This is a genomic window from Streptosporangium sp. LJ11 (genome assembly GCF_051918945.1).
Classification (GTDB): domain Bacteria; phylum Actinomycetota; class Actinomycetes; order Streptosporangiales; family Streptosporangiaceae; genus Streptosporangium.
This window is the reverse complement of sequence record NZ_JBPXMB010000015.1, coordinates 146,236-172,128: the sequence shown is the minus strand read 5'-3', so window position 1 is coordinate 172,128 and position 25,893 is coordinate 146,236. Positions and strand designations below refer to the sequence as shown.

The window sequence follows — 25,893 nt, the reverse complement described above, 5'->3', positions numbered from 1 at the left end:
AGTGACTACGCTCCCTTGACTTCAATGGGGAAGATCATGTCCATCGCCTCGGCCCCATCGAGCAGCACCGGCCGGAGTTGCTTGCGGTAGACCTTCTCCGTCACCACGGTGCCCTTGTGACCGACCAGGCGGGAGATGTTCTCCAGGGCCATGCCGGAGTCCGACAGCAGCGAGACGAAGCTGTGCCGCATCTCCCGAGGAGTCCACTCGTCCTCGTTGAGATCGGTCCTCTTGAGGATCACCCGAAAGGCCCGGCGGACGTTGGCCGCGTCCAGCTCGGTCCCGTGCTTGCTCGCGAAGACGAGATCGTTTTCCTGCCACAGGTCGCCTGCCTTCTCCCGTGCAAGCGCCTGCCGCTCGCGATGCCCGTGCAGCGCGTCCACGCACAGCCTGGGGAGAGCGAGCGTTCGCCGGGACTTCTCGGTCTTGGTGTCTCCCCCGACTCGTACCGAGCGCCACACCATGATCGACGGTGGGAGCGGGGGATCCGCGTCCGGCTGGCCGTCCAGGTCCACATGCGCCCAGGTGAGTGCTTGTAACTCCTCGGTCCTGGCGCCGATGAGCAGCGACACCACGACGTAGGCGTACAGGATCGCCCCCTCGGCGGCCTTGAGCACCGACGCCGCCTGGTCGAGCGTCAGTGACTTCGAGCAGCCTGGTCGTGGGAGTGTCCGCCGTGGTCGTCGACGACGAGGGACGCATCCTCATGCAGCGGCGCACCGACAACGGGCTGTGGGCGCTGCCCGGCGGCGGGATGGACCTCACCGAGTCGGTGCCCCAGGCGGCCGTACGGGAGGTGAAGGAGGAGACCGGCTACGACGTCGAGGTGACCGGCATGGTCGGCCTCTACACCGACGCCCGACACATCATCGCGTACAGCGATGGGGAGGTACGCCGCCAGTTCAACGTCTGTCTGACGGCCCGCGTCGTCGGCGGAGCGCTCGCGATCAGTGACGAGTCGACCGACGTCCGCTGGGTCAGCAGGGAAGAGGTTGACACGCTGTCGATGCACGACACCCAGCGACTCCGGATCGGGCACTTTCTCGATGGGGCGGCCTCGCCGTACATCGGCTGAAAAGGACGGAAGAAGATCCAGCATGAGAGCAGAGATGAGGTTCCGCAACACCGGTACCACCGTGGGATGACTGGGCGGTGTTCCCTGACTCTCGTGCCTTAGATTCCGTGGCTGGCCGCGTCCGGCGTCAGCGCGAGCACGCCGGTTCCCCTGACCTCTGTCTCGCGCGTCAAGGTAAACGGGCTGACGCCGTACGCGGCGGCGATCTCGGGGGCCAGGTGGAAGGCGGCCCATGTCCATTCCTCGATCTGTTCACTGCTTGCGGCTTGCAGGTCTCCGTCGGCCGGAAGCCCCAGTTCCGAGCGCCGTGCCCGTTCCTGGGGCAGCGGCTCGCCGAGGGTGAGCAGTGCGTCATCGAGCTCGCCGGTTGCCGCGTACCGGCGTACGACGCTGCCGTGTTCGGCTACCAGCCATGCCGAGCCGTCTCCTTGCGCGCCGTAGTAGTAGGCCTGGGCCCTTCCGTAGCGGGCACTGAGCGCCTCGCACAATCTGAGCACGTCCTCTTGGCGTTCGCTGTCGCAAGGATCGCACCAGGCTCCGATGACCAGGGTCCAGCCGTCCACTTCAGGGGTGACAAAGACCCGCGACAGGTGACGGCGGTCATCCAGGTCACCGTGCGCATCGGTGTCGATCACTTCTTGGGCCTCGGTGAACGTGATCGGTCTGGGCGATGACAGGCCTAGGACTTCCATGACGCCCGCCTGATCGCCGGTGGGGATCGCGATCCAGTGGTTCCAGCACGTCGACACCGGCTCAGGCCAGTCCTTCATCTCTGCCCGCACGGGCCCACTATGCCAGGTCTTCCAAAGCGACCGGGGCGGAGGTTGAATCTCAAGATGAGTGACCAACTGGGTGACAACGGCCACGGACGAGGCTGGACGTCGGTGGATCACCGTGGACTGTACGCCCAGGTGGGAGCGGGTGTAACTCATGGTCCCGCCCCCGCCCGTCTTGCCTGATAAGGAAGAGGTCCCAGGTTCAAGTCCTGGTAGCCCCACTTCGACGAACGCCCCGAAGTGATCATTCTTCGGGGCTTTTTGCTGCAACGGCCTCATGCGAACAGTCCGTTGACCTTCTTGAGGGCGTCCTGGCGACTCTCGCCGTCCCCATGTGTGTAGATCTCCATCGTGACCGAGACGCGGCTGTGCCCGAGGATTTCCATCGCGTCACGCGGCGCGACGCCAGGTTTCTTGGGCAGCGACCTGGCGGTATGAGGACGAAGTTCTCCTGCGGTGCATCGATATCGAGGCACGCGACGAATGGATGGTCGCGCTCAGGTGGCACCAAGCGACTGTCGACCGGATCTGCCGGGGTGACGAGGGGGCGATCACGGTCACTCACGACCGGTCAAAGGCCCGGAGCAGCCGTCTCACCTGCCGTACTCGATGCACTTCCCAAGCTGACGACACCGCGACGAGCCTTCGCCTGGCTCGCGTCGAATGGCGAGCCGAAACGCGCCAGGCAGTGCCAGACCTTTTTGAGTGCCTGCGGGTCATAGCGGCCCGTGCGGGCCGCATCTCCGATGATCCGCGGGTCCAGGTGACCGTCCACGGCGATCTCCGTACCCAGATCGACATATTCCTGCCCGCGGTAATCCGGGTAGCGTCGCAGTTGATCAATGGCCAGCCGAAACCCGGCGTGCCATTCAACGGGGCATGGAAGCCGTTGAGCCGCGGCTTGCACGGCCGTTCCGCGATAACTCGGATCCAGGACCAGGGCTTCCACGTCACGGTCGAGCCTGACCGATCCGTGTACCTGCGCCTCGACATAGTCGTCCAGGGCGTCCGAATCATCGGCATCGGCCAACTCGATGAGTGCCATGCGAGACACGACGCCGAAGGCCGACGGTTCGAAGAAACTGTCCGGATAACAGAACGTGGCTCGTGAAAGGGCCTCTTCGGTCAGCCTGAAGTGGGCGGATCCGAACCTCGGCGCCGCACCGATGGGCTTGCCGCGGAAATTCAGTGCGCCGTAGACAGGGCGATCGTGAGCGGGTGCGTGGTCGTATGCGCCGCCGAAGATCCGACTCTCCCAGCGCCACCGGTCCCCGCCTGGATGAGCGGTCAGACCGCCATTGCTCGTGCCCGTGACGAACTGCGAGTGGTAGAGGCCGTCGTCCGCGAGTCCGAGCAGAATCAGCCGGCCACCCACCAGCCGGTCCGGATGGAAGTTCAGGGTCACACGCATGTGGGGGTCAAGTGGTCCACCTGACGACAGGGCTGTGACATGGCGGAGGGCTCGCTCTTGCGGCGACCCGGACGTGTCAGCGCTCACCCGTAGCGCACCTCCGCACCGGTTCCCAGGGTGTGATCGCGCCTTGCGGGGCTCGTCCAAGCGCGTGGTGTGATCATACTTAAGAGTCGGCGCGCGGCCACGCCGACGGTACCCGGGTCTTGGGCTTTGACCGGAGGGCTGGAACGGCGGGTGCGGTCCACTTCCGGCTCGTGGTGGCACCGGGGGCGGCCCGCTTGGAAACGATGGGTCGGTTGTCAGCCGAAGACGACGACCTGGCGGCCGATCACGTCGCCTCGGGCCAGCGCGTCGAGCCTGTCGTTGAGGTCGTCGAGCTCGATCGGTGTGACGGTGTGCTTGATCCGGCCCTGGCCGGCCAAGGCGAGGACCTCGGTGAGGTCGTTGTGGTTGCCCCAGAAGGACCCGGAGAAGGTTCTCTCGCCGGAGACGAACGGGAATATCGGGAATTCGACGCGCCGGCCCATCAGGCCCACCGACACGAGGCTTCCTTCGGGGGCCAGGAGCGCGGCGTTGAGCTCGAGTGACGGTGAGGCTCCGGAGCAGTCCAGGGCGCCGTCGATCTCGCCGCGGCCGGTCAGCTCCACCAGTTCGGCCCGTACCTGGTCGGGTACCTTGCCCCGGGTGTTGATCGCGTGGTCGGCGCCGTTGTGCTCGGCCACCGCGAGTTTGTCGTCGCTGCGGCCGAAGGCGACCACGGTGGCTCCGTCGCCGAGCAGCCGGGCGTACTGCACGCCGTAGCTTCCGAGCCCGCCGATGCCGCTGACGGCCACCGTGCGTCCCGGTCCGAGCCTTCCGGTGGCGCGGAGCTTCTTCATCCCGCGGTAGGGGGTCAGTCCGGCGTCCACCAGCGGCGCGAGGTACTCGGGCTTCAGGCCCGCGTTCGCGTCGACGCGGATGAGATGGCGGCTGGGAGCGGTGACGTACTCGGCGAAGCCTCCGGGTGGTCCGAAGCCGATCCACCCCCCGCTGCCGGTGCACAGTTGCTCGTTGCCTTCGTGACACTGCCGGCAGGTCCCGTCGCCCCAGGCGGGGTTCACGACCACCAGATCCCCCTCTGACAGGCCGGCCGAAGCGGGAACGTCCGCGCCGAGCCGAGCGACCTCGCCCGCTATCTCGTGGCCGGGAATGTAGGGGAACTCCAGATCGAGCGGGAAGTAGCCGTCGACGAGCTGGAAGTCGCTGCGGCACATCCCCGTGGCCCGGACTTTGATGAGAACCTCGTTCGGGCCCGGTTCGGGAACCGGAACCTCGTCGATCTGCAGTGGCTGCTTGTAGCCGTGCATCCGCGCTGCGCGCATGGTGACGCCTCCCGCATTCTGTTCAGATCAGATGGCCGTAAAGGCATGCGTACACCCTCAAAGTGGCGTTAAACACCATGAAACAGACAAAAAGGCGGGCAATCCTGGTTTGCCTTCATGCCGGCGGCGACCGTCGGGTCATGCACGCCTGTGCAGACGAGGGGAAGGCATTACCTCGCCGTGGCGCTCTGCCTTTGCCGCGTCACTAGGCTGAAATGGCCGAAAGGAGCCGAAAGGAGCAAGGCGGTGAACCTCAACGACCCCTTCGCCCGCCTGCCCGAGGTGCCCTCCTTCACCGTCACCAGCACCACGCTGACCGACGGCGCACCCTGGCCCGCCGAGCAGATGCACGCCGGCGTCCCGGGCGGCAGGGACGTCTCTCCGCAGCTGTCATGGAGCGGCGCACCCGAGGGGACGAAGAGCTATGCCGTGACGGTGCTGGACCCGGACGCGCCGACCGGCTCCGGGTTCTGGCACTGGGCCGTCGCCGACATCCCCGCCACCACGCTCGATCTGCCCGAAGGCGCGGGGGACGAGACCGGCTCGGGCCTTCCCGAGGGCGCCTACCAGCTGCCCAACGACACCCGCGCGGCGCGTTTCATGGGCGCGGCCCCGATGGCGGGAGGCGGCCAGGACCGCTACTTCATCGTGGTGCACGCCCTCGACGTCGAGACCATCGGTGTCCCGGCCGACGCCACTCCCGGCTGGCTGGGCTGGATCATCGCGAGCCACATCCTCGGCCGCGCCGTCCTGGTCGCCACCGCCGAGATCCCCGCCTGACCCGCGAGGCCGGCGGCCGGCGAACCCCTCATGTGACCTCGATCACAGCCGTACATAGGATGGTTCCTATAACGGGGGAGGCGATTGTCCGATGGCGAGGCTCCTTTTCGTGATCACGGGGACGGCGTACTGGACGCTCAAGGACGGCACCAGGCACGCGACGGGATACTGGGCCGAGGAGTTCGCGGCCCCCTACAAGGCGCTCACCGACGCCGGCCACCAGATCGTGGTCGCCACGCCCAACGGGGTGGTGCCGTACGTGGACATGATGAGCCTGCGCCCCGAGATGGCCGGAGGCGCGCAGGCGGCGATCGATCTGGAAGAGATCATCCGCTCCGCGGAGGTGATGCGGCGACCGATCGAGCTGGCGGACGCCCGCCTGGACGACTACGACGCCGTCTACCTCCCCGGCGGCCACGGCCCCATGGAAGACCTGTGCGCCGACGCGGACGCCGGCCGCTTGCTGACCGCGGCGCTGGCCTCCGGCAAGCCCCTCGCCATCGTCTGCCACGCCCCGGCCGCGATGCTGGCGACCAGGATCCACGGCGTGTCGCCCTTCGCCGGCTACCGCGTCACCGCGTTCACCAACGAGGAGGAGAACGCGGTCGGGCTCGCCCCCAGAGCCCGCTGGTTGCTGGAGGACGAGCTCATCGAGCTCGGGGTCGACTTCACCAAGGGCGACATGTGGAAGCCCTACACGGTGGCCGACCGCAACCTGCTCACCGGGCAGAACCCCGCCTCGGCGGCCGAACTGGCCGGACGCCTGCTCGAAGTCCTCTAGAGGGTGGTTCGTGGCCGCAGCTCATGCCGCGTCCGAGGCGGCACGGTCAGGAGGCGTCGTCCATCCGGGCGATCAGGCTCTTGGGCCGCATGCCGGTCCGGTCGGTCTCGATGTGCTCGAGGCGGCTCGCCCGGCCGGCTTCGCCGTGGACGAAGGAGAAGGCGGAGTCACGGCCGGGGCGAGAACGCCGGCCGCGAGCTCCCACCGTCCATGCTCTCGTCCACGCGTCAGGTACGGGCGGCGAGCCGGGCGTCGGCCTCCCGCTGCAGGTCGTCCAGGTTGCCGAGGTCCGCGGGCGGCACGGCGTCCGGCAGTTGTTCCTCCATGAAGCGCAGCCGGCGGTCGCGCCAGCCGTAGACCACCCAGATCAGCTGCAGCAGGCCGCTGAGGACGACCAGCAGCGCCAGGCCACGGCCCGGCCCTGTGCCGATCACGGAGCCGACCGTGCCGGCGAGGGCCCCGCCGGGTTCGAGCAGCGGCTGGACGTAACGCTCGGCCAGGGGCCCCATGACCAGATAACCGAGCGGCATCGTCATCATCATCGTCATCATGAAAAGGGACAGCACCCGGCCCTGCAGTTCCAGCCCGACCTTCGCCTGCACCAGGGCCAGCCAGTGTCCCTCGGCGATCGAGTCGCAGAACCAGATGGTGAACAGGCCGATCACGGGAAGGTACGGGCTCTCGATACCGGTGACGAACATTCCCACGCCGGACACGCCCAGGGCGATGATCAGTCCGGTGGTCCTGCGGGGAGTGCCGCCCCACAGGCCCATGGCCAGGCTGCCGCACAGAGCTCCCAGACCGCCCGCCGCCAGCGCCACACCGAGCATTCCGGTGGATCGTTCGGTCAGCAGCATCGGGACGATGACAGAGAAACCGATCATGTAAAGGACGTGATGGACGACGAAGAAACGCATCGCGCGGAGGAGGGGCGGTCGCTGGACGATGTAACGCCAGCCATTCGTGATCTCCTTGAGGAAGCTTTCGTCGCGGTGGCGGAAGAGCATGTCGGGAAACCGGACCGCGAGCAGGGTCGAGGCGCCCACGAGGAAGCTGAGCACGTCCAGCGCAACGACGCCCTCGATGCCGATGACCCCGATCAGGCCGGCGCCGATCATCGGTGCGACCACCGTTCCCAAGCCCATGCCGAGATGGGTGATCCCGTTGGCGTGGCCCAGGTAGCGTTTCGGCACCAACTGCGCCACCGCGGCCACGTAGGCCGGTCGCTGGAAGGCGCCGGCGACCGAGGCGACCGACACGACGAGGTAGATGTGCCACATCTGCAGCCCGCCGGCGAACACCAGCAGGCCGAGGACTCCCATCGCCAGGGCCGCCGCGGAGTCGCCGGCCAGCATGACGCGCCGGCGATCCCACCGGTCGGCCACCGCACCCGCCACCGGCCCGGCGACGATTCCCGGCAGCATGCCGATCGCGTTGATCAACGCGAATTCCGTGAGTGAGCCGGTCTGCTGGTAGACCCAGATGCTCAGGACAAGCGTGCTGAGACTGCTGCCGATCATCGAAACGAACTGGCCGAGCGCCACCAGCGCGAACCGGGACAGGCCGGGCGCCGCCTGACGGGGTACGCGGCCGCGGACCGGTGCCGGGTCCACGGGCTCCCGCTGGACCTCCTGCCGCGGCGCGTCCCCGCCCGGCCGGCGTCCGGCGTGCTCGACCAGGGCTCGGGCCAGAGGCTCCGCGTGGGTCTTCACGAAGAAGTGGCCGGCCCGGGGCAGCACAGCCAGCTCGACGGTGTCGGCGAAGTGCCGCCACTCGTGGTGGCGTTCCTCGTACAGCTCCGTGACGCGGTCCCGGGAGCCGACGACGCTGAGCACCGGTGCCCGCAGCCGCGCCTGCCCGGCCCCCTGATAGGCGGCGGTGAAGTACTCCTCGGCGTCTCGGGCGTCGTGCCGGACGTTGCGCAGCACGAACCGTTCCTGCTCGGGACTGTCCAGATCGGTGAAGCCGCCGCGCGCACGTAGGAAGGAGACGTACTCCCGGTCGGAGGTGAACCGGTCGGTCGGGACCAGTCTGTGGAACCAGTCGAAGAACCGTCCGGGCAGCCGGGCGGTGGGGAAGCTCGCACCGAGACCGACACCGACCACCTCGACGCCGGCCTCCTCGGCCCGCCGGGCGGCCTCGATCGTGACCGCGCTGCCGAGGCAGTGACCGTACAGCAGCACCGGCCCGGACAGCGACCGGAGCTCGGCGAGTACGAGCTCGGCCACGTCGGCGGCGGGCAGCAGAAGCTCGTCCGGCCGGCTCTGGTCGTGGCCGGGAAGCTCGACCGCGTAGAGGGACCAGTGAGCGGGAAGCGCCTCCGCCAGGGGCTGGTAGGAGATCGCGCTCCCGCCGGAGTAAGGGATCGCCACCACCGTCACACCGCCTGCCGCCTGGTCGGCGTCGGACGAGGTCAGCCGGTGCAGCAGTCGTCGCGGTCTCGCGTCAGGCTCCGCCGACCGCTCGTCGAGCAGGGTCGCGAGGCCGCGCACGGTGGGCTGCCGGTACAGCTCCACCAGCGCCAAAGAGGGATCGATGCGCCGGACGAGCCGCAGCGCGCTGAAGGAGTCGCCCCCCAGGGAGAAGAAGGCGTCGTCGATGCCGAACTCGTCGATGCCCAGCGTCTCCGACCAGATGGCCGCGACGCGACGCTCGGTGGCCGTCCTCGGGGCGGTGCCGGCAGAGGCCGCCTCCGAGTCCGGCGGAGCCGGCAGCGCCCGCCGGTCGAGCTTGCCGTTGGGAGTGAGAGGCAGCCGGGGCAACACGACCAGCCGGGTGGGCACCATGTGGACCGGCAGGCTCGTGGACAGGGTCTCGCGGACCACGGCCTCGGTGACCTCGTTCCCCGGTCGCGGCACCACGTAGCCCACGAGCTGGGCGATCCCCGAGGGTGGCAGGTGCACCGCGGCGGCGGAGGCGAGTACCTCCGGCAGCCCGGCGAGCGCGGTCTCCACCTCGCCCAGCTCGATCCGGTAGCCGTTGACCTTGACCTGGTCGTCCAGGCGGCCGAGGAAGTCGACCTTCCCGTCCCGGTGGTAGCGGGCGCTGTCCCCGGTCCGGTACATCCGGGCTTCCGGCTCGTCGTCGAACGGGTCGGCGACGAACCGCTCGGCGGTCAGTTCGGGCCGCTCGTGGTAGCCGAGAGCGACGCCCGCTCCGCCGAGGTACAACTCGCCGACCACGCCGGGGGGAAGGGGCTTGCCGTGCGGGTCCAGGACGTAGACGCGGTTGTTCGGGAACGGCCGGCCGATCGGCAGCGGCGCGTCAGGCGAGAGGCCGGCGACGTCACCGTCGAAGTAGACGTTGTCCACCGTCACCTCGGTCACGCCGTAGGCGTTCACCACCCGGTTGCCGGGACCCACCAGCCGCTGCGCCTGCCGGTACTCCCGCACCGGCCACTTCTCACCGCCGCCGATCAGCAGCCGGACGAAGTCAAGGTTCTCCCCGGTCGCCTCGACGTGCGCGAGCAGGTTCCGCAACACGGCGGGCACCAGCTCCGTGGAGTCGACCTGTTCCCTGCGCATCAGCGCGTACAGCTCCGCCGGGTCGAGCAACACCTCGCGCGGCACGACCACGAGCCTGCCTCCGGTGCACAGCGCGCGCAGCGTCTCGCCCACGAACATGTCGAAGGAGAAGCTGGCGGCCTGCTGGTACGTCCAGCTCGGCTCGAGGGCGTAGGCATCCTGCCACATGGCCACCGCGTGGACGAGGTTGGCATGGGTGACGACCACTCCCTTGGGCCGGCCCGTGGAACCGGAGGTGTAGATGACGTAGGCGGGGTCGGCCGGTCCCGCCGTCGCCTCCAGGTCCTCGCCGCTCTCGGCGAGGATCCGCTCCGCGTCCCGGTCCAGGGCGACGACCGCCACGCCCTCCGGCGCGGGCCCGGCCGCGGGCAGGTCGAACCTGGTGACGAGAGCGGTCGCGCCGCTGTCCTCCACCATGTAGGCGAGCCGGTCCGGCGGGTAGGCGGGATCGAGCGGGACGTACGCGCCGCCCGCCTTGAGCACGGCCCACATCGCGGCGAAGAGCTCGATGCCCCGGTCAAGACAGATCGCCACGCGTACGCCGGGGCGCACTCCGTGCCGGCGCAGCGTCCGCGCGAGCCGGTTGGCCCGCTCGTTCAGCTCTCCGTAGCTCACGGTCGCCGGGCCTGAGGTGAGCGCCGGTGCGTCGGGGGCCGACGCCGCGCATCGCTCGAACAGCTCGTGGACGGTGTCCGCCGCGGGCAGCCGGATCGCGTTGTCGTTCCACTCCCGCAGGATCCGGTGCTGCTCGACGGGGGTGAGCAGGGGCAGCTGACTCAGCGACGTGGCCGGTGCCCCGGCCGCCGCCTGCAACAGGGTGAGCAGGTGGTCGACCAGGGCCTCGACGCGTTCGGCGTCGAAGAGCTCGGTGACGTAGTCGACGGTGAGGACCGGGCCGTCCAGCGGGAAGTGCAGGCCGAACGCGAGATCCACCATCATCGCGGCAGGCGGCTCGTCACCGGCGTATCTCATGAGCGGGCGGCGCGGGGCCGGGGTGTTGTGCACGGTCACGCTGATTCCGCTGAGCCGGTTGACCCTGCCCGCCTGCGTCTGGCCGATCGCCGCCATGATGTCCGGCAGCGGCAGATCCTGGTGCTCCAGGTCCCGTACGACGGACTCCAGGACCCGGGAGAGCAGGTCGGCGAAGGTGGGATCGCCTCCGACGTCGCCGCGCAGCGGCAGGATGTTGAGGGCGGCGCCCACCAGGTTCTCCAGGTCGACGTCGTCGCGCCCGGCGACCGGTGCCAGCACCGTCACGTCACTGCGCCCGGTGTACTTGCCGATCACGGCCTGCACTCCGGCCAGCAGCACCATGAAGAGGCTGGCGTGGTGTTCCCGCCCGCAGGAGCCGAGCCGGTCGAGCAGAGCGGGCGAGAGCCTGCGGGAGACCCGCTCGGCCGCGAAGGATCGTACGGCGGGGGCCGGCCGGTCCGCCGGGAGCTCCATGTCCAGGTCGGCGTCGGCGAACCGGTCCCGCCAGTAGGCGGCGAGGGAGGTGTCCGCGGCCCGGGACTCCTTGCGGAGACCGAGCTCCAGCAGCTTGTCCGGCGGGGTCTCGACCGGCTCGCGGCCTTCCGCCAGGTCGTGGTACAGCTCCGCCAGCTCGTCCGCGAGCACGCCGGCCGACCAGCCGTCGAAGCAGAGGTGGTGGACGACGAGGAGCAGTTCGTCGTCGCCGCCGGTGCGCAGCAGCACCATGCGGGCCAGCGGGCCTTCCGCGAGGTCCATCGGCTCCCGCACGGCCTGGCGGCGCGCCTGCTCGGCGCCTGACGCCCGCTCTTCCCGTGGCAGGTCCCGCAGATCGATCTCGGTCAGGGGCACGGTGCCCGTGGGGTCGACGACCATGACAGGTTCCCCGTCCTGGAACGGGAAGCGGGCACGCAGCGCGGGGTGCCGGCGGGCCAGCTCCGCGAGGCACGCCTCGATCAGGTCCGCCCGTGCCGTACCGGCCCATCCGTACCGGATGCCGAGGGTGTACGCCGGCAGCTCGGCGCTCAACTGCTCGGTCATCCAGAACGTCCGCTGCAGCCCCGTGAGCGGCAGCACCCGAGGGCCCTCGGCCGGTCCCTCCTCCGGCGTGTCCAGGACGACGCGGGGAGCCCGCGGCGCGTCGGCCGCACGGACCGCGGCCACCACCTCGGCGAACGTCGGGGCGGCGTACAGCTCGCTGAGCGCCAGCTCCGCCCCGCACTCCCGGCGGAGCCTGCTGATCATGCGGATGGCGTGGAGCGAGTCGGCTCCGAGCGCGAAGAAGTCCTCGTCGGGGCCGATGCCGGTGACGCCGAGCAGGCTCTCCCACAGCGCGCGGACGCGCGCCTCGACCGAGTCTTGCGGACCGGCCTCCCGGACGGCCACGCCGTCGGATGCGAGCGGTACGGCCGCCAGCGCGGCCCTGTCGACCTTTCCCTGGATGTTGAGGGGGAAGGAGGCGTGCAGGGAGATCACGGCCGGCACGAGGTAGTGCGGCACCTCCTCACGCAGGCGCCGCCGCACCTCGGCCGTGTCCGGGCCACCGATGTCCGCGATCAGGTGTCCCACCAGCCGCGCCTGCCCGCCGCTCTCGTCGACCAGTACCACCGCGTCGGTGATGCCGGGAATCCTGCGCAGCGCGGCTTCCACCTCGGCAGGCTCCACCCGGAAACCGCGGATCTTCACCTGCCGGTCGAACCGGCCCAGATACTCCAGCGTCCCGTCGGGAAGCCGTCGCACGCGGTCGCCGGTGCGGTATTCGGGTGATCCTCCCGGCCCGGAGACGAACCGCTCCGCGGTCAGCTCGGGCCGGTGCAGGTAGCCGGTGGCCAGGGCGGCGCCGCCGATGTACAGCTCGCCCGGCCGGCCGTCGTCGGCCTCGGCGCCGTGCGGCGTGACGACCCGGCAGGTCACCCCCGGCAGTGGAAGGCCGATCGGCACCGGGTCGTCACCGTGCCAGGTCGTCAGATCGGCGGCGGTCGCCGTGACGATCGCCTCGGTCGGGCCGTAGGTGTTGAGCAGCCGCACGCGCCGGCGGACGCGCGCGTGCCAGCGCTCGACGGTCCGCGCGTGTACGGCCTCCCCGCCGATGATCACCATGCGAACGCTCGCCGGCAGCGCCGCTTCTTCCCTGTCGATCGCGGAGACGAGCTCCCTCCAGTAAGCCGTGGCCATGGGGAGCACGGTGATGCCCAGGTCGGCACAGCCGTCCAGGAACAGGTCGGGCCGGCTGATCATGTCGTCGTCGCGTACGAAGACGGCCGCGCCCGCGGTCAGCGCGGGAAAGATCTCCTGAACGCTCGCGTCGAAGCTGAGCGAGGCGAACTGGAGCACGCGGTCGTCCTGCGTGATGCCGTACTCGTCCCGGGCGGCCCCGCAGAAGTGCGACCAGCCGCGCCGGGGCACCACGACACCCTTGGGACGGCCGGTGGAGCCGGAGGTGAAGATGACGTAGGCGGTGTCGTCCGGGGAGGCGACGTCGGCGGGTGGTGGTGCGGTGGCCGGGCCTGCCGCTCCCAGGCGCAGCACCGGCGTGCCGGCAGGCAGGGGCGGATCGGCGTCCATCGGTACCAGCACGACCCGAGGTCGGGTGTCCTCCAGCATCAGGGCCAGTCGCGCCGTCGGATAGCCGGGGTCGAGCGGCACGTAGCCGGCGCCGGCGCGCAGCACCGCCATCATCGCGGTCACCGCCGCTCGTCCGCGCGGCAGGCACAGCCCGACCAGACCGCCGGGCTCGACCCCGGAGCCGGCCAGCGCACCGGCCATGCGGTCCACCTCGGCGACCAGTTCCGCGTACGTCGTCCGGCCTGTCGCGTCGATCAGCGCCGGCGCGTCGGGCGCCCTGCGCGCCTGTTCCCTGATGGCGGCGAGCACGTCGAAGGGCGGGCTCTGCGACGCGGTGGCGGAACCGGGGTGTCGTTCCGCCTTCGCCGGACCGGCGACGCGCACGTCACTCATGCCTTGCCCTTCCCGCTGAGGGCCGCCCAGAGGGTGCGGTAGAAGTCCATGTAGGTGCGCTCGACGTGGAGGGCGTAGAGCCGGGTCTCGTCATGCCGCTCGGGCAGTTGGCTGATCGGCACGCTCATCGCGGCGTGGTGCTCGATGTGGAGGTTGTTGCCGTTGGTGAACCAGGTGCTCAGCCGGCTTCCCCTGATGGACCGGGTGTTGCGCAGCACGTCGGTGCTGTCGGTGTCGCAGAGGACGTGCTCGGGCAGTTCCACGAGAAAGTGCATCGGAACGGCGAGGAGGAGCGGCAGCACCCACAGCCGCAGCGGGTAGTCACCGTACCCGGCCGCGGTGACGCAGAGCGCGACCAGGACGGCGCCGCCCAGAACGAGGTGATCGACGACGATGCGGCGGCGCATGGTGGGGCTGACCGGCCCGAACCCGTACGTCCAGCGTCCCGTGGCGGCGAGCACGACCTCCCACAGGACCGTGCCGAGCCGCCGGTAGTCGAACAGCCCGCGTGCCAGGTGCGACACGGTCAGCGGGGCCCGCATGTCGAAGCCGAAGAACTCGGTGTCCTGGGGAGTGCCGAGATGGCGGTGATGTTGCAGGTGGCGTAGACGGTAGTGGCTGTAGACGACCAACAGGGGAATGCCCAGGGGGAGACCCACCAGCCGGTGCGGCCAGGACTTGCGGAACGCCGAGTGGTGCAGGCACTGGTGCTGTAACTCGACGGCGTGCGTGTACATGGCGGCGAGGATCACCACGCCCAGAACGATCAGCGGCGGCTCCGGGCGCAGCGCGAGGACCACCCCCACTGCCGTCAGCACCGCGAGCGCGGCGAGCTTGGCGACGAAGACCCACTGGTCGTTCCGGTTCACCTTGGTACGTGCGAAGAGCAGCGTGGGGCCGTCTTGGGTGACTGCGGTCATCATTTCCTCGATCAGGTGCGGTCGTCGGGGTATGTCAACGTCCGCTGAGCAACACGACGTGGGTTCCGGACAGCGAGCCCGTCATGCGGGCGTGCGCGAGCAGCCCGGCGAGGGCGACGGCTCCGGCTGAGGTGGGGTTCGCACCGTACGGGACGAGCATGGCCTTGGCCTCGATCAACTCCTCGTCCCTCACCCCGAACACCTCGCCGCCGGTGTCGGCGATGGCGGCCATCGCCTCGGGTCCCTGCAGGGCATGCCAGTTGACCAGCGGCTGGTTGTGATCGGATGTCGTGACGGCGTCCGGCGGCAGCATGCGGTATTCGTCCGGCCAGCTGGTCACCACCGGGTTGTTGCCCGCGGAGCACACGCCGTTGATCACGCTGAGCCAGCCGAGCGCTCGCATCCGACGATGGACGGCGATGGTCGTGGTGCCGTTGCCCACCGGGATCCACAACGCCGCGGGCGGCGCGTCGAGCGCCTCACGCAGCGCGGGCACCACCGTGCCGTGTCCCTCGAACACCGCGTCCACGTACGGACCGTCCACGTTGCCGTCGACCGCGCCCTCCTCCTCGGCCAGCCTGCGGGACGCGTCCACCGCCTCCTCGTAGCCGCCGCGCACCGTGACGACGTGGGCCCCCGCGTCGCGCATCCACGCGCCGCCGTCGCTCCAGCCCTCCGGCAGGACGACCGTGCAGGCCATGCCGGCGGCCTGACACGCGATCGCCATCGCGCGACCGTAGTTGCCGCAGGTCGCGATCACCACACGCCGGTACCCGCCGGCGGCGGCGCGGGCCACCACCGCACGAGCCGCCGGCTCCTTGTGGCTGCCGGAGGCGTACCGGCTCTCGTCCTTGATCAGGATGCGAGCTCCGGGGAGGAGGCCCTTGGCGTCGATCAGCGGAGTTCCGTACGCGTCTGCGGGCGCGCCGGCAGACGTCAAGGTTTCCGTGGACATGCGTCTCCTCGGACAGGTAGTCGTACATGGGGGAGAAAAAGATCAGGCCTGATCGCTGGGAGGGGCAGGACCGCGTCCCGTTCCTGCTCGGGAGTGTCGGCGTCGTCCTGGGGCGTGCCGACCACGCCCGTCGGCGCGTGGCTGATCTACGGCGCGACTACGTCAAGAGATCCATGAGTCCGCCGGTCGGCAACCGGCAGGGGAGACACTGATGTCATCCGCTCAATCTCACCGAGATCTCCTTGCACCGGCCAGGGACGTTTGTTAGAGCCGTACGCTACAAAACGCCCTGCCAGAAAGGGTTAACGCCGACCGAAACCTACGCGTCGATTGAGGAGCGATCATGCGATATTCGAATTAACCAGCAGGTAAAAGCCACATGCGGGCGCTCTTTGTCGACGATGACGCGCATTCGGGCGGGCCGAAAAGTGAGGTTGAGCATGGCGGTACTAGGCGGTGTCGGACGGTGATTTCAAGGTGACCCGGGCGCCTGGTCCCACCTGCCCCGGGGTTGTAGGTGGGTGTCCATGCCCGGCCGACGGGACGCGAATCCACGTGTGCGACGAGGACGGCAGGCCGTTGCCCCCCGGGACGGACCGGTGGAATCCCCCTCGTTCACGAGGGGGAGGAGACCGAACCGGAACCACCACGGCACGCGGCTGCTCCTCGCCGAGGATGGGGCCGGCCGCCTCGTCGGATCGTCGTCACAGGTCGGTGGCTATGATCTTCTCGATGTTCCGTTCGGCGAGCGCCGTGATGGTGACGAACGGGTTGACGGTGGTGTTGCCGGGAATCAGCGAACCGTCGATGACGTACAGGCCGGGGTAGGCGGTGAGCCGGCCGTAGTTGTCGGTGGCCCTGTTCAGGACCGCGCCGCCGAGGGGGTGGTACGTGAGGTGGTCGCCCCAGATCTTGTACACGCCGAAGAGGTCGGTCCGGTAGATCGTCCCCTCCTTGGCGTTGATCTTGTCGAAGATCGTCTTGGCCATGTCGATGGACGGCTGCTTCCAGGAGGTCTGCCAGTTCAGGTCGACCTTGCCCGTCGCGGCGTTCCAGGAGAACTGGGCGCGGTTGGGGTTCCTGGTGATCGACAGGTAGAACGAGGCGAAGGTCTCGATGCCGACCGGCAGCGGCGCGACCTCGGCGAACGCGCCGCCGGCGGCCCAGTTGTCGATGCCGGAGCAGGGAATGGTCGACTGGAGGCCGCCGGTCGGGTCCCACAGGTGGTTGGCGCGGCCGCACATGACGTTGCCGTTGTCACCCCAGTTCTTGCCGATCTCGTTGTTCAGGTCGGGCAGCGCGCCGGTGGCCTTCAGCTTGACCAGCAGTTTGCTGGTGCCGACGCTGCCGGCGGCGAAGAACACCTTGTCCGCGGTCACGGTCTTGGTGGCCGTGGTGTCGCCGCCGGTGTTGATCTGCTCGATGACGACCGTGTAGCGGCCACCGGCCGCCGGGGCGACCGAGGTGACCCTGTGCAGCGGTGAGACGGTGACGTTGCCGGTGGCCTTGGCCAGGGCGATGTAGGTCTTCTGCAGCGACTTCTTGCCGTGGTTGTTGCCGTAGAGGATCTCGCCGGCCAGCGCCGACCTGGTGGCGGTTCCGGCCGCCTCCTGCTTCATGTGGTTCCAGTCGTACACGTTGGGCACGAAGACGAACGGGAGGCCGGAACGCTGGGCGTGCTTTCTGCCGACCCGGCTGTACTGGTAGCAGGCGGTGGTGTCGAACCAGGCCGGGTCGATGGAGGTGACCCCTAGTCCGGCGTTGGCGCGCGGGTAGTAGGTGTCGTACATCTCGTCGGCGTTCACCGACGGGAGGACGGCGCTGAAGTTCTCGCGCTTGGGGGTGACGGCCATGCCGCCGTTGACCAGCGACCCGCCGCCGACTCCGCGGCCCTGGTAGACCGTGATGCCGCCGAACTCCTCGGCGTCCAGGATCCCGGTGTAGCGGGTGATGTCCCTGTCGATCGGGAAGCCGAGGAAGTAGTTGAGGGGGGCCTTGGTCCTGGTCCGCAGCCAGTAGGACCGGTGGTCCGGCGCGGTCGTGGTGCAGAAGATCTTGCCGTCGGAGCCCGGGGTGTCCCAGGCCATGCCCATCTCGATCATGTGCACGCTGACACCGGCCTGGGCGAGACGCAGGGCGGCGACGGAGCCTCCGTAGCCGGTGCCGATCACCAGGGCTGGGACGTGAGCGCCGTCGGCGATCGGAGCGGCTGCGGTGACGGATTGCGCCTGCGCCGCGGTGGTGTGACCCGCGAGGGCCGTGATTCCCAGTATGGAACCAGTTCCACTTATGAATCCGCGACGCGATATGCCTTTGGGACTGGATCCAACTGAGCCTTTCTTATTCATGTGATTTTCCTCACACTCGGGGGGTGGAACCAGTTCTATATGTTTCTGGGGTGTTAATCCACCACGCGTCCGCGAGTGATTTGTGTCCTGCGGGCTACCGGAAACTCCAGGCACGGTTCGGGGCGGTCTGTCATCGTGGCTCCCCGCGTCATGCGGGCGTCATGGTGACAGCCGCCCCGGCGGACGTTCGAAGGACGTACGGATACGGAGGCCGTCCGCCCCGGTCTTCGAGACGTCAGCTCTCGCAGGACTCCTTGATTTCGGCGGCGCAGAAGTCCCTGCCCGCCCCGCCGACGACGGAGTCGGCGCCCGCGTTGCCTTCGAGGACGTCGTCGCCGTCGTTCCCGTTCATGGTGTCGCCGCCGGTCTGGCCGGAGACGATGTCGCGGGCCGCGCCGCCGGAGAAGCCGTCCCTGCCGGCGCCCAGGAAGGCGCGCATGGACAGGGCGGTGTTGTTGCGCAGGGTGTCGGCGCCCCCCTGGAGGTTGGCCTGGATGCCGGTGATCCCGGTGGCGGGGCAGCGGACCGTGTTGTCGTCGACCTTCTGGCAGGTCCCTCCGGTGGAGAGCGTGTCGGTGGAGTTCCTGATGAGGAGCGAGCCGTCGGCGTCGATGTCGATGCTGATGTCGTCGGCCAGGTTCCCCGCGTTGACGGACAGCAGGCTTCCGGTCACGGCCACGTTGGTGTCGGCCAGCGCGGGCCCGGCGAAGGCCAGCGGCGGGGCGGCCATCAAGATCCCCACTGCCAGCACCCGCAGCCCGGCCCCGCGGATCACGCCAGGCCGCGGCGCCTCACGCTTCGTGACGTTCCTCCGTGTACGCATGAATCCCCCGTGTGTTCGGTCGCCGGCCACTTCTGGCGGTGACCGGCCGACGGGCTCCTGGGCCCGGGACGATTACATCCCGTGACCACCCGCGGCCTCGCGTCGCTGCGCACGCTGTGAGAACTGTTTTACGGAGAGTTCTGAAAGCTAGACCGTCTCCAGGGCCGGACGCCCCCGGTGCTCGGCGGAGGTGCCTGCGACAGACGCGGCACCGGGGGTGAAGCCCGGCCTTCCGGACGGTTGGGGCGGACGGCCGCTCGGCTCTGGACCGGTGTCGGTTCAGGGGCGCTCGGCTCTGAGTGGTTCAGCCCTGGATGGTTCAGCCCTGGGCCGGTGTCAGCTCCGCCATCCGCGACCATCCCTCACCGGGCGTCTCGACATTGATGATCTCCGGCGTGCTCGCGATCACCTCGGGCATCCAGGCCATCGCGGTCTTGAAGTGGTCCGAACCCACGTGCGCCGCGCCCGCGGCGGACGAGGCGAACGCCTCCAGCAGGACGAACTGGCCGGGTGTGTCGACGCTCCTGGACCATTCGAAGAAGATGTTCCCCGGCTCGTCCCGGGTGGCCCGGGTGAAGTCGTCGACGAGCGAGAGCCACTCCTCGGCGCGCTCGGGACGGATGGTGAACTTGACGGCGATGAAGATCATTGGTTGGCCTCTTCAGCTCTGTTCCGGCTCCGGCGAGATGCCGGATCTGTCGAAATCATGGTTCCGCCGGAATCGCGGTTCCGTGGAAATCATGGCTCTGTCGTGGCTCTGCCGAAAATCAAGACGGATGTCCGCTCCCGGGTGTCGCGCGGGACGATACCCGGCGCCATGGCCAAGATGAGTGGCGGACGCGCCACCCGGGCGCCGCCGCGACCCGAGAAGGAGCGGATCATGCAGGCTCCGCCGTCCCCCCACCTCACCCGCCCGGTCATGTACCACCGCTGGTCCGAGATGACCTTCATGCACTGGCGGTACCCGCCGGCCGCGATCCAGCGGCTGCTGCCCCCCGGGCTCACGGTCGACACCTTCGACGGCGCGGCCTGGGTCGGCCTCACCACCTTCCTGATGGAGGACGTACGGGCGCCCGGCGTGCCCGCGCTGCCGTGGCTGTCGCGGTTTCCCGAGACGAACGTGCGCACGTACGTACGCGACGAGCTGGGGCGGGACGGTGTCTGGTTCCTGTCGCTGGACGCCGGGCGGCTGCTCGCGGTGCTCGGCGCGCGGACCGGGTACCGGCTGCCCTACTTCTGGTCCCGGATGGCCGTCAGCGCCGTCGGCGAGCGGCGCGGCTACCGCTGCCGCCGGCGCCTGCCGGGGCCCGTGGGGGCGCGCTGCGACGCGGTCGTGGAGTTCGGACCGCCGCTCGCGGAGCCGGAGCGTGACGAGCTGGCGCACTTCCTGACCGCCCGCTACCGGCTGTTCACCACGGTCGCGGGCAGGACGGCCACGGCCCAGATCGAGCACCCCGACTGGCCGCTGCGCCACGCCCGGCTGATCCACCTGGACCAGGACCTGCTCCAGGCGGGAGGGCTCGACGCCCCGGATCACGCTCCCGTGCTGCACGCCTCGTCCGGGGTGCCGGTACGGATCGGGATGTGGACCCGGTGACGCGCGAGCCCTGCCTCCCGGCCCGGGTCCGCACCGTCACTCCTGCCTGACGAGGAGGTGGCGCGGCCCGCGCAGGACCGCGCTCTGCCGGTACGGGGGCGGGTCGGCGACGAGCCGGGGACTCTCCAGGTTGCGGAAGAGCTCGTTCAGCGCGATCTGCGCCTCCAGCCGGGCCAGGGGGGCGCCGAAGCACAGGTGGACGCCTGCGCCGAAGCCGAGGTGCTGGATGTCCGGCCGGTCGGGGTCGAACCGGTCGGGGTCGCGGAAGTAGGCGGGGTCACGGTTGCCGGAGGCGAGCACGAGCGTGATCCGCGAGCCCTTCGGGATGACGGTGTCCGCGACGGTGAGGTCGCTGTACGCGGCCCGCCAGGGGATGAGCTGCACCGGAGGCTCGTAGCGCAGCAGCTCCTCGACCGTCCGGATGATCATTTCCGGTTCGCGGCGCAGGCGCTCCAGCACGTCGGGGTGGCGCAGCAGCGTCAGCACGCCGTTGGTGATCAGGTTGACGGTCGTCTCGTGGCCCGCGATGAGCAGCAGGTTGGCGGTGCTGACGATCTCCTCGTCCGTCATGCGCCCGTCGGGCCCGTCGTCGTCGGCCATCCGGGACAGCAGGTCGTCGCCCGCGGGCCGGCCGCGGCGGCTCTCCAGAAGCTCGGCGAGGTACGCCCTGAGGCTCTCGCGGGCCCGCACGCCCTCCCGCATGCGGTCCTCGGAGTCCGTCGCGGGGTCGACGTCGAGCATGGCGACGATCGCCTCGACCCAGCCGTGGAACCGCGGCTCGTCCTCGCGGGGTACGCCGAGCAGATGGCAGATCACGGTGACGGGGAAGGGGTAGGCGAAGTCGTCGACGACGTCGATCTCGTCCTTGCTCACCAGGTTGTCGATCAGGCGCGTGACGACGGCGTTCAGGTCGGGCCGCAGGTCGTCCACCAGCGTGGGCGAGTGCGGGGGGCCGAAGTGCCGCATCGCCATGCGGCGCAGCCGGTCGTGCTGTGGCGGGTCGAGGCCGATGAACGCCGGGGTGTCCCCGCGCATGGCGAGGGTGGGCCCCGGCTGGTCGAGGTTGTGCGCGTCGGAACTGAGGTGCGGGTCGTGCAGCAGCGCGGTGATCTCCCGGTAGGTGCTGACGACGTAGCCGCCGTCCTCCTGCCGGGCCACCGGGGTCCTGCGCAGTTCGGCGTAGAGCGGGTACGGATCGGCCCGGCTGGAATGGTCGAGAATCCGCTGGAAAGTGCTGGACGCCTGGGTGACTGTCATGACCGCTTCTCCTCGGTTGTGCCGCTTCCGGCCGCCCGGAGTTCCACCGTCCCTGGTCGGAACCGATCGAACCCGGTCGAGACCGGTTGATCTAGGTTGAGCCCCGTGAAGCCGGGTGAAGCTCGTTCGAGGCCGGTCGAACCTGGTCAGCCGCCCGGCCGTGCGAACGCCACGCGCCGCTCGCTCGGCTCGTGGCCGGTGACCATCACCGTTGCTCCGTGGGTGATGATCACCGGGTCGGGGAAGTGGGCGGGCACGGGCCTCATGTCGGCGGGCTGGTCGGGTGTTGGGCAGGGAGGCGGGAAGGGCGCCGCCGTCTCGATCAGATGCCGGTAGTGGTCGAGCCACTTGGCGTTGTCGAAGCTGACCGCCGCGGTGACCCGGCCGCGGTAGCCGTACGCGGCGACGAACCGGTGTTCCTCCACCGATCCCTGCGTCACGACGACCTCGTCCGACAGGACCGGGACACCGACGGATTTGATGTTGACGCCGAACTGCGTCGACCAGAACGCCGGCATGGACAGGTGCGGCCAGCGGTCGGTCGGGGAACTGACCATGTTGTGGGCCGCGACCTGGGCCTGTTCCACCGCGTTGGCCCAGTGTTCCAGCGACAGGAACCGGTACTCGTAGACCGGGTGCGGGCAGCGTGCCACGTCCCCGGCGACGAAGACGTCGTCGGTGACCAGGCCGTTGACGTCGAACGCCCGGCAGCCCGAGTCGCAGGCCACGCCCCAGACACCGGCGGCAAGCCCCGAGTCCCGCAGCCACTCGGTGTTGCGCACCCCGCCGAGCGCGACCACCACCACGTCGGCGTCGACCGTGCCGCCGTCGGAGAAGTGGGCGCGGCGCACCCGCCCCCGCTCGTCCCCCTCCAGCCGCGCGACCTTGACGCCGCAGCGCAGATCGACGCCGTGGGCACGCTGGAGGTTCGCGGCGATCGAGCCGATCATGCTTCCGAGCGCTCCCACCAGCGGGGCCTCGGCGACCTCGGCGACGGTCACCGGTATGTCGCGCTCGCGGCACACGGAGGCGATCTCGGAGCCGGCGAAACCGGCTCCGATGACGAGTACCCGGCCGGGTCCGGCGGCCAGCCGCTCCCGCAGGCGGCCGGAGTCGTCGCACGTGCGTACCACGAACACGCCGTCCAGGGCGGCCTCGGCCTCGTCGGTCCAAAGTCTGGCGCGCACACCGGTGGCGATCAGCAACTTGTCGAAGGGGATCTCCCGCCCGTCCGCGAGCTCGACCCGCTTGCCCGCGAGGTCCAGCGCGGAGGCGGGCACGCCGAGCAGCCACTCCGCGCCGATCTCGCGGCGCCGGGGCAGCGCGGTGCCGTTCGCGGGCACCCAGCCGGTCAGGACCTGCTTGGACAGCGGGGGCCGGTCATAGGGTTCGCACGCCTCGTCCCCGACGAGGGTCAGCGAGCCCGTGAAGCCCTCGTCACGGAGCGCCTCCGCGGCCCGCAGTCCCGCGAGTGAGGCGCCGACGATGACGATGCGGCCTTCGCGCCTGAACATCTCCTCGCTCCGCTCGCTGGTCACGCCGTCGCCGTTCCGTTCGCTGTCGCGGCCGTTGGCCCCGTGCCGGACGCCGCTGTCGCGGACGTCGCCGTTCCGGTGGTCATCGCGGGCGGGATCGCGGTCACGTCCAGCCAGTCGACGAGGATCGCCTGGACCGGGCAGGCCGCCGCCGCGCGCAGGACCTGGTCCCGTTGCGCCTCATCCGGACTGGAGTGGAACATGAGCGCCTCCTCCCCCCGCATCCGGAACGTGTCCGGAGCCAGGAAGGCACACTGCGCATATCCCTGGCATCGCGCCAGGTCGACGACGACCCTCATACGGACCATCCCTTCCGAACCTTCGTACGGCTGAGTGAGACGGAGAGAACCGGGACGGCGAGGTCGATTCCGGCGGGCGGCGGCCCTGGCGCCTGTCCCGGCGGGCGGCTCCGCGTGCGGCCGGGGACTCTGTGGGGTTCGAAGGGTTCCGAAGCCCTCGAAAGGGCGGGAGAAACGGCGGACACGAAGGACTGGGCGTGCGGTTCCGGGGTGGGACGATGTCCCCGGCCGATTCCGGAGAACATCAGACATCCCCCCGTGACACCACCTGGAAGGCGCTGACCTGCCTAAATAGGCTAACCCGGACATTCGGCCGGTACATCGTCCTTGCGTCAGAGGACGGTCAAGGATTGCGTACGGAGAGAGAGGACCGGTGACGGAAAGATGACGCGTGACACGTCTCGCCACGATGAAGCCGGGGGCCGGACGCCGCGGGCGCGGTTCATCCACGCCACGGGCGCCGACCTCACGCCCGCCGAGGGTGCTCGCCGGCGCGCGGTCCCACTCCCCGGCCACGCCTGACCGAGGTCGAGGCTCCGGGTGACCACGTGGCGATCATCAGGGAGGGCCGTCAAACCCCCCGGGACCTCCCGGGATCTCTCAGAACGAAACCTGGAGCTCGCCCTGGCCGGGATCCTCCCGTACGGAATCGGCGGTGCTCCGCACGGGATCGGGTGTGCCGGATGTGCCGGATGTGCTGGATGTGTTGAGGTCGTCGAGGTCGTCCTGCGCGGAGTCGGCCGAACCGGCGGCCCCGCTCCGGGCCGCCGGAAGGCCGAGTCGCATGCGCAGGCGGACGCGCGACCCCTCCTCCATCTGCTCGATGGTGAACTCGTCGCACAGCTGGTTCATCAGCCACAGGCCGAACCCTCGCACGGTGCCCGTGGGGCGTTCGCTGGGGACGTGCCAGCGGCTCAGGAGACCCAGGGTGTCGGTGACGTCGACGGTCAGATAGGTCTCGTTCTGCCAGATGGCCAGCGTGCCCTTGCCCCCGCCGTGCTCCAGGATGTTGATGACCGCCTCGTTCGTGACGAGAAGGAGGTCGTCCAGCCGTTCGCCCCGCATGCCGGCTCGAACGGCATGATATTGGAGACGATCCCGCAGAGCGCTGAGATCCTCGTCGATCGGCCACTGCTGGCCGTGGTCGCCGGTCACGACACCCCCTTGAGGTCGCCTTGTCTGGCAGTCACCGGGGGGCGAGCCGACTTGCTCCAGAATCAGGGCGTTGCTGACGAGTTACACGATGCTAGACACCTGCCCGCTCATTGCCAACTTACGACCGCCTGAGCCAACAGATGTTCGCTCGGTCGTCTCCTGGGAAGCGACGGCCGATCGGGGCCCGGGATCCGCTACGACGGCCGGCTCGGCCGCAGCACCTTGAGGGCGTCGGCCACGGTGGGTTGGACGCCGAAGGCCTGGGCGAGACCGGTCAGGTGGAAGAGCCTCTCGAGGCGGGGGTGCAGATTGACCAGGATGATGCTGCCGCCGCGGTCCTGGACGGTCTGGCGGGTGGTCAGGAAGCTCTGGATCCCCGTGGAGTCGCAGAAGGTCAGATCGGTCAGGTCGATGACGAGATCGCGCCGGCCCTGGCCGATGGCCTCCTGCAGGTCGTGGTGGAACCGCTCGGCGTTGCTGTAGTCGAGCTCGCCGGCCAGGGCCAGAAGAAGCATCTCCTCCACGGCGGGGTCGGACACGTCGGTCACGCGGACGGCAGCGCTCACGGATATACCTCTGCAGACAGTCGATGGGAGGAAGACTCGGCCGGGGGGCAGCCGCCGGGCGTGGCGCTCGAACCGGAACCGGAAGGCGGTGGCCCGATCACGATCCCCTTGGGACCGAGAGCCGTTCTGGTCACTCTCAGCGTACGATCCCCCGAATTCCTCTAGAGAACCCTTACGGTACAACTGAGGAGCAATCAGCCGTTATCCCACTGTGGTTACGGTGCCCGGACCCACGCTGAACACCTCTGTCCAGCCGCACAGCTCGACGATCCGCCGCGTGTGCGGACGAAGACCCTCGACGATCAACTTCCGGTCGCCCGCCATCCCGAACGCCGTCTCCGCCAGCACTCTCAGGCCACCGACGTCGACGAAGTCGACTCTGCGGAGGTCGGCGTACAGATCGCCATCGGTCCGTTCCACGGCCATGGCGAGCGCCCGTACCAGGACGCGCCGCGTGCAGAGGTCGATGTCTCCCTCGCAGTGCACACCGGCGGGTCGGTCGGTGAAGAGAATGCGCAGTGAACCGTGGTCGACGTCACCTGTCATCGCGATCACCTTCTGGGTGCGCATGAAGGTCAGTCAACATCTGTCGTGTCGGCACAGATGGGTCGGCTGATCGCCATGGGGTGCCGGCCATGCCGGACACCTGTTCCCATCATCCTTCAATCGGACGGCTACCGGTACGTTTCACAGCCTGCGAGTTTCGTGCCACGAGAGTCGGCTACCCGGCGTGTTCGATCGGATACCTCCTCGCGGCCGAGACCTCCGCCGCCCGCTCCCCGGCGAGGTTCTCCGGCTCG

At 69.4% G+C, this 25,893-nt stretch carries 21 protein-coding genes; 4 read left to right on the top strand and 17 right to left on the bottom strand.

Going from position 1 to position 25,893, the window contains the following annotated elements; all coding sequences use genetic code 11:
- Positions 1–5: 5 nt before the first annotated feature.
- Entirely contained in the window at positions 6–617 is a 612-nt protein-coding gene (locus tag ACTOQ3_RS22935) for a site-specific integrase (protein ID WP_440085400.1), read from the bottom strand.
- A 23-nt stretch (positions 618–640) separates the two neighbouring features.
- Between ACTOQ3_RS22935 and ACTOQ3_RS22930 the strand changes: the two genes are divergently transcribed.
- Positions 641–1,075: an NUDIX hydrolase gene (locus ACTOQ3_RS22930; protein ID WP_440085399.1), complete on the top strand. Its 435-nt coding sequence runs from the start codon at positions 641–643 to the stop codon at positions 1,073–1,075.
- 98 nt (positions 1,076–1,173) lie between these two features.
- On the opposite strand, the gene ACTOQ3_RS22925 is transcribed toward ACTOQ3_RS22930, so the two are convergent.
- The 3 genes from ACTOQ3_RS22925 to ACTOQ3_RS22915 form a co-directional block, all read right to left on the bottom strand.
- Entirely contained in the window at positions 1,174–1,857 is a 684-nt protein-coding gene (locus tag ACTOQ3_RS22925; protein ID WP_440085398.1) for a hypothetical protein, read from the bottom strand.
- Between the two features lie 565 nt (positions 1,858–2,422).
- Positions 2,423–3,262 carry a DUF3626 domain-containing protein gene (locus tag ACTOQ3_RS22920; protein ID WP_440085397.1) on the bottom strand — a complete coding sequence of 280 codons (840 nt, stop codon included), beginning with the start codon at positions 3,260–3,262 and terminating at the stop codon, positions 2,423–2,425.
- A gap of 302 nt (positions 3,263–3,564) precedes the next feature.
- Positions 3,565–4,626, bottom strand: coding sequence for an NAD(P)-dependent alcohol dehydrogenase (locus ACTOQ3_RS22915; protein ID WP_440085396.1), 1,062 nt, complete (start codon positions 4,624–4,626; stop codon positions 3,565–3,567).
- A gap of 246 nt (positions 4,627–4,872) precedes the next feature.
- Between ACTOQ3_RS22915 and ACTOQ3_RS22910 the strand changes: the two genes are divergently transcribed.
- Positions 4,873–5,406, top strand: coding sequence for a YbhB/YbcL family Raf kinase inhibitor-like protein (locus ACTOQ3_RS22910; protein WP_440085395.1), 534 nt, complete (start codon positions 4,873–4,875; stop codon positions 5,404–5,406).
- Between the two features lie 91 nt (positions 5,407–5,497).
- Positions 5,498–6,187, top strand: a complete 690-nt coding sequence (locus tag ACTOQ3_RS22905; protein ID WP_440085394.1) for a type 1 glutamine amidotransferase domain-containing protein — start codon at positions 5,498–5,500, stop codon at positions 6,185–6,187.
- A 46-nt stretch (positions 6,188–6,233) separates the two neighbouring features.
- Here ACTOQ3_RS22905 and ACTOQ3_RS22900 read toward each other — a convergent pair whose 3' ends face one another.
- From ACTOQ3_RS22900 to ACTOQ3_RS22870, 7 genes are all read right to left on the bottom strand, one after another.
- Positions 6,234–6,392 carry a hypothetical protein gene (locus tag ACTOQ3_RS22900; RefSeq protein ID WP_440085393.1) on the bottom strand — a complete coding sequence of 53 codons (159 nt, stop codon included), beginning with the start codon at positions 6,390–6,392 and terminating at the stop codon, positions 6,234–6,236.
- 22 nt (positions 6,393–6,414) lie between these two features.
- Positions 6,415–13,638: an amino acid adenylation domain-containing protein gene (locus ACTOQ3_RS22895; RefSeq protein WP_440085392.1), complete on the bottom strand. Its 7,224-nt coding sequence runs from the start codon at positions 13,636–13,638 to the stop codon at positions 6,415–6,417.
- On the bottom strand, positions 13,635–14,561 hold the full coding sequence (locus ACTOQ3_RS22890; protein ID WP_440085391.1) for a fatty acid desaturase family protein: 927 nt from the start codon (positions 14,559–14,561) through the stop codon (positions 13,635–13,637). The genes ACTOQ3_RS22895 and ACTOQ3_RS22890 overlap by 4 nt, the downstream gene beginning before the upstream one ends.
- A 31-nt stretch (positions 14,562–14,592) precedes the next feature.
- The gene (locus ACTOQ3_RS22885) at positions 14,593–15,513 is read right to left on the bottom strand and encodes a pyridoxal-phosphate dependent enzyme (protein WP_440085390.1); all 921 of its coding nucleotides are present in this window, start codon (positions 15,511–15,513) and stop codon (positions 14,593–14,595) included.
- A gap of 704 nt (positions 15,514–16,217) precedes the next feature.
- The gene (locus tag ACTOQ3_RS22880) at positions 16,218–17,684 is read right to left on the bottom strand and encodes a GMC oxidoreductase (protein WP_440085389.1); all 1,467 of its coding nucleotides are present in this window, start codon (positions 17,682–17,684) and stop codon (positions 16,218–16,220) included.
- Positions 17,685–18,096: 412 nt separating this feature from the next.
- Positions 18,097–18,636, bottom strand: a complete 540-nt coding sequence (locus tag ACTOQ3_RS22875) for a calcium-binding protein (RefSeq protein WP_440085388.1) — start codon at positions 18,634–18,636, stop codon at positions 18,097–18,099.
- 367 nt (positions 18,637–19,003) lie between these two features.
- A complete protein-coding gene (locus ACTOQ3_RS22870; protein WP_440085387.1) occupies positions 19,004–19,333 on the bottom strand; it encodes a putative quinol monooxygenase in 330 nt (109 codons plus the stop codon).
- 231 nt (positions 19,334–19,564) lie between these two features.
- Between ACTOQ3_RS22870 and ACTOQ3_RS22865 the strand changes: the two genes are divergently transcribed.
- Positions 19,565–20,281: a YqjF family protein gene (locus ACTOQ3_RS22865; RefSeq protein ID WP_440085386.1), complete on the top strand. Its 717-nt coding sequence runs from the start codon at positions 19,565–19,567 to the stop codon at positions 20,279–20,281.
- A gap of 36 nt (positions 20,282–20,317) precedes the next feature.
- Here ACTOQ3_RS22865 and ACTOQ3_RS22860 read toward each other — a convergent pair whose 3' ends face one another.
- The 6 genes from ACTOQ3_RS22860 to ACTOQ3_RS22835 form a co-directional block, all read right to left on the bottom strand.
- Positions 20,318–21,538: a cytochrome P450 gene (locus ACTOQ3_RS22860; RefSeq protein ID WP_440085385.1), complete on the bottom strand. Its 1,221-nt coding sequence runs from the start codon at positions 21,536–21,538 to the stop codon at positions 20,318–20,320.
- Positions 21,539–21,684: 146 nt separating this feature from the next.
- On the bottom strand, positions 21,685–23,076 hold the full coding sequence (locus ACTOQ3_RS22855) for an NAD(P)/FAD-dependent oxidoreductase (protein ID WP_440085384.1): 1,392 nt from the start codon (positions 23,074–23,076) through the stop codon (positions 21,685–21,687).
- Entirely contained in the window at positions 23,073–23,372 is a 300-nt protein-coding gene (locus ACTOQ3_RS22850) for a ferredoxin (RefSeq protein WP_440085383.1), read from the bottom strand. Before ACTOQ3_RS22850 ends, ACTOQ3_RS22855 begins: the two co-directional genes overlap by 4 nt.
- 600 nt (positions 23,373–23,972) lie before the next feature.
- Positions 23,973–24,527, bottom strand: coding sequence for an ATP-binding protein (locus ACTOQ3_RS22845; protein WP_440085382.1), 555 nt, complete (start codon positions 24,525–24,527; stop codon positions 23,973–23,975).
- Positions 24,528–24,721: 194 nt separating this feature from the next.
- On the bottom strand, positions 24,722–25,093 hold the full coding sequence (locus tag ACTOQ3_RS22840) for an STAS domain-containing protein (RefSeq protein ID WP_440085381.1): 372 nt from the start codon (positions 25,091–25,093) through the stop codon (positions 24,722–24,724).
- Positions 25,094–25,294: 201 nt separating this feature from the next.
- Positions 25,295–25,663 (bottom strand): STAS domain-containing protein, encoded by a 369-nt coding sequence (locus tag ACTOQ3_RS22835; protein ID WP_440085380.1) that lies wholly within the window; start codon positions 25,661–25,663, stop codon positions 25,295–25,297.
- Between the last annotated feature and the right edge of the window lie 230 nt (positions 25,664–25,893).